The organism is Actinokineospora auranticolor, assembly GCF_002934265.1.
GTDB classification, from domain to species: Bacteria; Actinomycetota; Actinomycetes; order Mycobacteriales; family Pseudonocardiaceae; genus Actinokineospora; species Actinokineospora auranticolor.
The window spans coordinates 142,636-149,808 of the sequence record NZ_PTIX01000018.1 but is presented as its reverse complement, the minus strand read 5'-3'; the positions used below and the strand labels follow the sequence as shown (position 1 = coordinate 149,808).

General features: G+C 69.2%; 7 protein-coding genes. 3 read left to right on the top strand and 4 right to left on the bottom strand.

The window, feature by feature from the left end; genetic code table 11:
• The 3 genes from CLV40_RS27065 to uraD form a co-directional block, all read right to left on the bottom strand.
• On the bottom strand, positions 1 to 278 hold a 278-nt coding region (locus CLV40_RS27065; protein WP_146108260.1), incomplete at its 3' end, for a helix-turn-helix domain-containing protein.
• Between the two features lie 115 nt (positions 279 to 393).
• A complete protein-coding gene (locus CLV40_RS27060) occupies positions 394 to 2,382 on the bottom strand; it encodes an EAL domain-containing protein (RefSeq protein ID WP_104481811.1) in 1,989 nt (662 codons plus the stop codon).
• Between the two features lie 515 nt (positions 2,383 to 2,897).
• Entirely contained in the window at positions 2,898 to 3,401 is a 504-nt protein-coding gene (uraD, locus tag CLV40_RS27055; RefSeq protein WP_219824124.1) for a 2-oxo-4-hydroxy-4-carboxy-5-ureidoimidazoline decarboxylase, read from the bottom strand.
• A gap of 803 nt (positions 3,402 to 4,204) precedes the next feature.
• Between uraD and CLV40_RS38365 the strand changes: the two genes are divergently transcribed.
• The 3 genes from CLV40_RS38365 to CLV40_RS27035 all read left to right on the top strand — a co-directional run bounded on the left by CLV40_RS38365 (position 4,205) and on the right by CLV40_RS27035 (position 6,991).
• Entirely contained in the window at positions 4,205 to 4,741 is a 537-nt protein-coding gene (locus tag CLV40_RS38365) for a hypothetical protein (RefSeq protein WP_181043759.1), read from the top strand.
• Positions 4,659 to 5,516 carry a tetratricopeptide repeat protein gene (locus CLV40_RS27040; protein ID WP_104481808.1) on the top strand — a complete coding sequence of 286 codons (858 nt, stop codon included), beginning with the start codon at positions 4,659 to 4,661 and terminating at the stop codon, positions 5,514 to 5,516. Before CLV40_RS38365 ends, CLV40_RS27040 begins: the two co-directional genes overlap by 83 nt.
• Before the next feature lie 176 nt (positions 5,517 to 5,692).
• Positions 5,693 to 6,991 carry a hypothetical protein gene (locus tag CLV40_RS27035; RefSeq protein WP_104481807.1) on the top strand — a complete coding sequence of 433 codons (1,299 nt, stop codon included), beginning with the start codon at positions 5,693 to 5,695 and terminating at the stop codon, positions 6,989 to 6,991.
• Here the strand turns inward: CLV40_RS27035 and CLV40_RS27030 are convergent.
• Positions 6,983 to 7,144, bottom strand: a complete 162-nt coding sequence (locus CLV40_RS27030) for a DUF397 domain-containing protein (RefSeq protein ID WP_104481806.1) — start codon at positions 7,142 to 7,144, stop codon at positions 6,983 to 6,985. The genes CLV40_RS27035 and CLV40_RS27030 overlap by 9 nt on opposite strands.
• Between the last annotated feature and the right edge of the window lie 29 nt (positions 7,145 to 7,173).

The window sequence follows — 7,173 nt, the reverse complement described above, 5'->3', positions numbered from 1 at the left end:
TCCAGGGCGATGCGGCGGGCCGACCACTTGCGGTCCCGACGCAACCACTCGATCCGGACCACCACCTCGGCCGGGGCGGCGGTGGGCTGCCGACGCGGAGCGCTGGGGCGGTCGGACAGGCCGGCCTCGCCGAAGCGGCGATACCGGTTGACCCACTTCGAGGCGCACTGCCGCGAGATGCCCATCTCGGCCGCGACATGGGCGATCGGGCGCGTCCTGCAGCGTTGGACCAGACGGTGGCGGCCTTCGACCGACAGCGGGGCGTTACGGTGGAGCACGGACGGGTCTTTCTACTCGGCGGATGTGTTGGTCGCACTTCCATCCTGCCGCCGAAAGACCCGTCCCCTCGTCTCAGCCCCTACCAGCCGTCACCAACGTCATGACCCGCAACAACTAGCCGAACACCGGCCCGGACGCCAGGTCCGCACCCGCCGCCGCCCACCAGTCGGCCTGCGCCGCCTCGGTCAAACCGGTCACCAGCACCGAGATCCCGACCTCCCGCACCATAGGGATCAGGTCCATCGTCGCCCGCGTGAACAACGCCGTCGGGTCCGGCCGCGCCAGCCGCGCCACCACCGACTCCGACATCCGCACCGTGTGGATCGGCAGGTCCTCCAGGCACGCCAGGTCGCCCCGGCTCTTCCCGAACCCGGTCAGCACCGATCGCACACCGTTGTCGACCAACACCATCAGGTTCTCGTCGGCTAACCCGTCCGTGGATCCCAGCGCGTGGGCGGGCATCCCCAGTTCCAACTGGTCCGCCTCCAGCCCGGTGTCCGCCAGCACCCGCCGGACGACCGCGACCAGGTCCGGATCGGCCGCCTGTTCCGGGGTCAGCTCCAGGTACAGCGCCGACCGGGCCTTCGCCGCCAGTTCGGCCGCGTGGTGCAGGACCCAGTGGCCCAGCGGCACGCCGAGCCCGGTGTCGCGCAGGATCTCCTCACAGCGCTCACGGTCGAGGGTCCCCAGTTCGGGGTGCTCCCAGCGCAGCAGCGCCTGGGTCGCGACCGGGCCGCGGTCCGGCAGCGTCACCACCGGCCACAGGTCGACGTCGAGCTGCCCGTTCTCCCAGGCCCCCGGCACGCTCGCGGCCAGCCGGTAGTGCTCGCGGTAGCGCGCGTTCTGCTCCGGGTCGACCATGCACCACTGCCGCCGCCCCTGCCGCTTGCGCCGCCGCAGCGCAATGTCGGTCGCGCGCAGCAGTTCGTTCGCATCGTTGTCCGCCGACGGCAGCGAGACCACCGCGATCGTCGCCGACGCCGCGATCCCCTCACCGTCCACATAGGTCGGTTCGGCCAACGCGTCGTTGAACGACCCCGCCACCGCGCCCACGTCCAGCTCGCGCGGACCGTGCGTGACCATCACGCCGAACTCGTCACCCGAGAGCCTGGCCACGACCGCGTTGAGGTGCTCCGTCGCCCGCAGCAGCCGCGACGCGACCTCGCGCAGCAGGTGGTCGCCCGCCGAGCGGCCCACCCCGTCGTTGACCACGGCGAAGTCGTCCAGCCCCAGGTGGAAGACCGACAGGTCGGCGCCGACCCCCAGCGCCGCCTCCAGCCCGCCGACGAACGCCTGGCGGTTCGGCAGACCGGTCAGCCGGTCCTGGGTGCCCTGCCGGTGCAACTTGTCTTCCAGCAGCCGCAGGTCGGAGATGTCCTCGACCATCGTCAGCAACTGTGTCCGCTGACCTTCCCCGTCGCGCAACACCGATACCGCGATTCGCACCCATGCGGCCTCACCGTCCGCGTTGCGGAAGACCGTCTCCTCGTGCATCTGGTCGCCGTCGCCCGCCGCCAGCTCGGCGTAGCGGGACACGAGGTAGTCGCACTCGTCAGAGTGGAACAGGTCGGCCAGCCTGCGCGGCGGCGGCGTCCCACGACGGCGCCCGAGCATCAGTGCCAGCGCCTCGTTGTCACGGATCACCACGCCGTCCAGGTCGGAGATCACCATGCCCCACGCGGAGTTGGCGAACAATTCCTGGAAACGGGCCTCGCTGGCGCGCAGGTCGCGCTCGATGTTCTCCCGCGCCGCCACGAGCGCCCCGCGCAGATCCTCCTGGCGACCGCGGGCCGCTTCGGTGAACCCGGCGACGAGCGCGGCTAGCACGGCGGGCACCCGCTCCCGATCGTCCACATCGGCCAGTCGCGGCAGCCCGGAGGCGAGCACGTCGACGCAGGCCTGCACGCTCTCCGGCCGGTGGTACCCGGTCTCCACCAGCCGGGCGCCGACGGCGGAGGCGGTGGCCAGGTTGGCCTCCGCGACCAGGCAGCCCAGCAGCAGGTCGAGCAGCTTGTCGAACTCGACCGGTTCGCGGGCAGGCGCCTGCGCGGCCACGCGAGTCAACGCGGTGGCCCACTGGTCGGCCAGCTCAGCGCGGTCCACGCCAGACCGTCCTTCGTCGGTTCGCTGACAGGTCGGAGACCTCGTGAGTCCCCTGAATCCGGGTACCGGTGAGTACTACCGAGGAGGTACCACTTTGCACCCGATCGAGTACCAAGCGCCACCCCATCGGGCTAATTTTCTGGACCAATGCTTAGCCCGTCCGAGTGACATATCACGCCTATGTGCATTTACCGCCGACACGCGCGGTCATCAATCCGCCCGTTGCCGCCCCAACCGGGCGGGATGCCATACCGCGCGCGGAAACCCCGCAGCTCGCTGTGCCCGACAGCGGAACTCGGGCGTACACCGCACGGATATTCGGTCATCACTCGATGGTTTGCACCACCTGCGACCCACTCGGGGGACACGGTCACGGACTGCACCTCATGATCGGCGTTCTTACCGCCCAGATTACTGACAACCCCCGTAGTCCATTCGGGTCATTCTGCACCCCAAAGTCATCTACGCTCGGTTACCAACACAAAAACGTAAGGTGTACGGAGTCCGCAATGAACTCAGCGCACCGCCAGCCGCCGCAGTCGCAGCGCGACGATGCGCGCCAACTCGGCGCGCACGGTGGCCCGCTCGGTCGTCCGGTCATTCCCCAGCCTCCGGCGCAACGCGGACAGCACGGCCTCACCGCTGAGCCCGGACGCGCAGATCAGGAACAGGTGCCCGAACCTCTGCTCGTAGATCGCGTTGCCACGCGCCAGGTCCGCCCGCACCCGCGCACCAGCCGCAACCGCGGACCGCTGCTCCTCCCGCGACCACCCCGCCTCCCGCGAGTGCCCGCGCACCCCGTCCCCCAAGCGCGGGTGCGACGCGACCGCCAGCAGGACCTCCGCCCACTCCAGCGTCGCGAGGACGGCCGTCGACACCTCCTCGACCTCGCCGAGGCTGGTGAACGGCCGCTGCGCCGCCACCTCGTCCGCCCAGCGGAGGGAGGCGCAGCACGACAGCAGGTCCGCCACCGCGTCCTGGCGGGCGGCCCCGTTCAGCAAGGTGAGGAGCGAGGGCACCACCCCAGTACACACGCCGCCGGAGCCCCCGACCACCGGCAAACGAACGAACCGCCACCGGAAGAACGGACGCACTCCCACCGTCCCCCGATCGGGTCATTTTCATCCACACCCCCACTCCGCTTCCCCTCGCCCCCTTCCTGACCAGCACTTTCTTCCGCAGCCAGTTATCCACATCCCCCACATCCATCCACAGAAATCCGCCACCCCCGCCCAGCCACCCCACCCCCGATAGACTGGAGCGGGGCCGTCCCCCCAGAGGTGTGGTGGGGGCTGTGCGCGAGAGGTCTGAGGGTTGAGCTGATCTTCGGCCGCAGGTGTGGTGGCACAACGGGCAACTGGCGAGTGCCGCGCGGCTCACCCGAGTTCCGCTCGCTGCTGGGGATCCTCCAACCCGACCTGTCCAGGACCGGCAACGCCCAACCCTCCGTGTACACGCTGCTGGCCAAACAACCAGACCGGTGGCTCTTCGTTCCTGAACGCCGCGCACACGCTGCTCCGCGCCGTGGGCAACGCCCACATGCTGATCACCAGCCGCGCCGCGAACTGGCCGCAGCCGGGATTCGTCCACCACGTCGCCCCCTGAGCGCGGCCACCTAACTGCTGACCCGGGTTTCCCGTGACCCGGACGCCGACACCGCGGCCAAGCTCGCGGAGGAACTGGGCTGCCTCCCCTTGGCGCTCGCCCAAGCCGCCGGGTTCGCCCAGGCCAAAAGCATGACCCTCGCCGACTACTTCGGCCTCTACCTCGTGCGCGCCGCCGAGATGCACCAGGACGGCCAACCCCCTGACTACCCCGAGACGTGGCGACCACCTGGAAGGTCGCGATCGACGGGCTGCCCCCGTCCGCCCGGAAGCTGCGCAAGCTCCTCGCCTTCTTCGCCGCCGAGGACATCCCGGTGGGCCGCGTGTTCCGACTCGAGGGACCGCTGACCGATCCCCTGGAGCGCCAGCGCGCCATTAACGCGCTGCGCGCGGTCCACCTGATCATGCGGACGAAAGAGGGACGGGACGCGGTGGTCTCGATCCACCCCCTGGTCCAAGCCGTCACCCGCGAGGACCTGGGCACCGAACGGGCGCGGTGGGCACGCGCGGGGCACGACCTGATCGCCGCCACCGCGCTCACCGGTGAACGCTGCACACCCATGTTCGCGCTGTACTGGGCCACCTACCGCCCAGCGACCCCCGACCTTCCCGACGCGCCAAGCGCTGGCACAGTGGATCGGCACCGCGGGGGACCCGGTCGGCGCGCTTGCCATGCTGAAGGAACTGCACCGAGCGGTACACCACACGTTCGGTCCCGATGGGCTGCGACACGAGATCGCCAACTGGACCGGTGAGACGGGCAAGCACCGCACCGCGCTCAACGAGTTCATCGTCCTGCTGCGCGCCCTGGAGCGGGTGCGCGGGGCGAACCACGCGGGCACACTCCGGACCCTGAGCAACATCGCGCACCTGGCGGGTCGTCTCGGCAACGTCGGCCGGGCCCGCGTGATGTTCGCCCGCTTGGTCGAGCAGTTGAACGAGGTACTCGGCGCGCCCCATGCGGACACGCTGGCGGCACGGGGAAACCTGGCCAGGTGGACCGGCGAGTCCGGCTACCCGTGGCAAGCCAGGGACATGCTGCTGAGGCTCGTCACACGGGCCGACGTCGAACTCGGCGCGGAGCACCCGACGACGCTGCGCGCCCGGCACCAGTTGGCGATGTGGAGCGGCTGGGCGGGAGCGGCGGAAACGGCCCGGGACCAGTTCCGGGACCTCACGATCGACCTCGGGCGATTCCTCGACGTCGGGCGATTCCTCGGCCCCGAGCACCAGGAAACCCTGTTGGCTCGTGCCGGCCTCGCCTTCTGGACCGGTGAGGCGGGGGCGGGCGACGAGGCGTTGCGGCTGTTCACCACCGCGCTGCCGGACTTCCACCGTGTTCTCGGCCACCAGCACCCCCTGGCGTTGCGCGCGAACATCGCCAGGCGGAAGGACGCGGCCGGGGATGTCCGCGCGGCTCGGGAGGAGTTGGCGGATCTGGTCGTGGAATTGACTCGAGTCCTGGGCCGCGACCACCCCAGCACCCGGACGGTGGTCCGTGACCTGGCGTTGTGGCTGCAGCTCGACTAGGTGTGCCAGCCGGTGAAACCGCTCCCGGCCAGCGCTCTCGACCGACGGGTGCCGTGGGTGGGCGGCTGCGGTGTGCAGTGGTCGATGCGGTGAACGGACCAGTCCGTTCCCACAAGCACACGAACGCCGGCAACGCCGCTACCGTGGTTTTCCCTTACGCGACAAGGGAGAACGCCATGCGCAGAGTCTTGCTGGCCGCCCTGCTACTGCTCATCCCGCTCCCCGCCGCCGCGGACCCGACCGGGCCGCCGGTCTACCGAGAACTCGCGGGCACCGGAGACGGCAGTACCGCGGGCCTCTTCAACGCGATAGCCGAGACAACAACTCGACGCGGGGTCAAGCTCATTGGCTCCTACGACACCACCGGATCCCCCACCATCACTACGAAGCCGAACTGCACTGTTCCACGCTCTTACACCGTCCACGAGTCGGTAGCCGCGAAAGACGGATGTCTCCAGTTCGCAAGAACCAGCGAATTCGACAGCCACGGCACGGACGGTCTCAACATCTTCATCGGCTACGGCGTAGTCACCTACGCGGTAAGCCACGACTCCCCAACCTCCCGCATCCTCCACAGCCAATACCTCGCACCCCGCTACCGCTGCGAGATCACATCCCCCATCAAGCCCCTCTTACCCCGCTACGGCTCCTCGGTGCGCACCAACTTCCTGCACACCCTCTGGATAGAGGACTCCCCAACCCTCACCACCCGCTACCCGTGCATCAAAGACACCGACGACGACGGACGCCCGCTGGAGGAAAACGACCCCAGTGCCCTCAACGACCCGGACAAGCTCATACCGTTCAGCGTCCCGGTCTACCTCACCCGGACGCCTACGGGCGTAGACCTAGGCCGGATAGACGAGGTCCCCATCGTCCGCGTGGACCCTTCGGTTCCCACGGACACGATCGGCTACGTCACCAAACAGTCCTCACCGATCAGCCAGGACCTCGACGACGTCACCCTCCGGAGTGTCTACACATGTGAACGGAACACCTATACGCCGCTCCTGCCCCACTACGGCGCCTTGGTGCGCAGCGCGTTCCTGAGGCGTATCGGCATCCAGGACAACGCGGACCTGACCACCCGCTACCCCTGCCTGCGCGACGACATCGAGGCCTACGACGCCGCACCGGTCACGAGGGACACGGACATCCTGCCCTTCGACGTGCAGACCTACTCCGACCAGCTCAACACCATCTACGACGACACCCGCGCGGGTACGCGGATCAGTCGCGTCAACGGCATACCGCCGATCACGGGCAAACTGGGGCCGGGGCAACACCTGGTGTTCGTCGTGGTCCCGCGCGCGTTGGAGCGGAACTCGACGGTGGTGAGCACGTTCATCGGCCCGCAGTCGGCGGCATGCCGCAACGTGGCGTTGATCAGGGCGCAGGGCTTCATCGACTCACCCGGGTGCGGGCGGGCCGAGGTCGGCGGGCTCAACCCGCGTGGTGACCTGCCCTCAGGCTGAGCGGAGGTAGTCCAGCAGCGCCCGGATGTCCGCGTGCAGTTCGACGTCCGGGCGCTTGCTGTCGCGCACCGTCCGCAGGGTGTGGCCGATCTCGACGCAGTCGGAAGTGGCGCCCGATCGACTGGACTTACGGAAGCGTGTCGTGGTCTGCATGGCACCCGCCCCTCAGGTCAAACGTACTC

Bases quoted from the DNA above. Each gene is read 5' to 3' on its own strand.
- CLV40_RS27040 (WP_104481808.1), top strand. From the start codon at position 4,659: ATGCTGAAGGAACTGCACCGAGCGGTACACCACACGTTCGGTCCCGAT.
- CLV40_RS27035 (WP_104481807.1), top strand. From the start codon at position 5,693: ATGCGCAGAGTCTTGCTGGCCGCCCTGCTACTGCTCATCCCGCTCCCC.
- CLV40_RS27030 (WP_104481806.1), bottom strand. From the start codon at position 7,144: ATGCAGACCACGACACGCTTCCGTAAGTCCAGTCGATCGGGCGCCACT.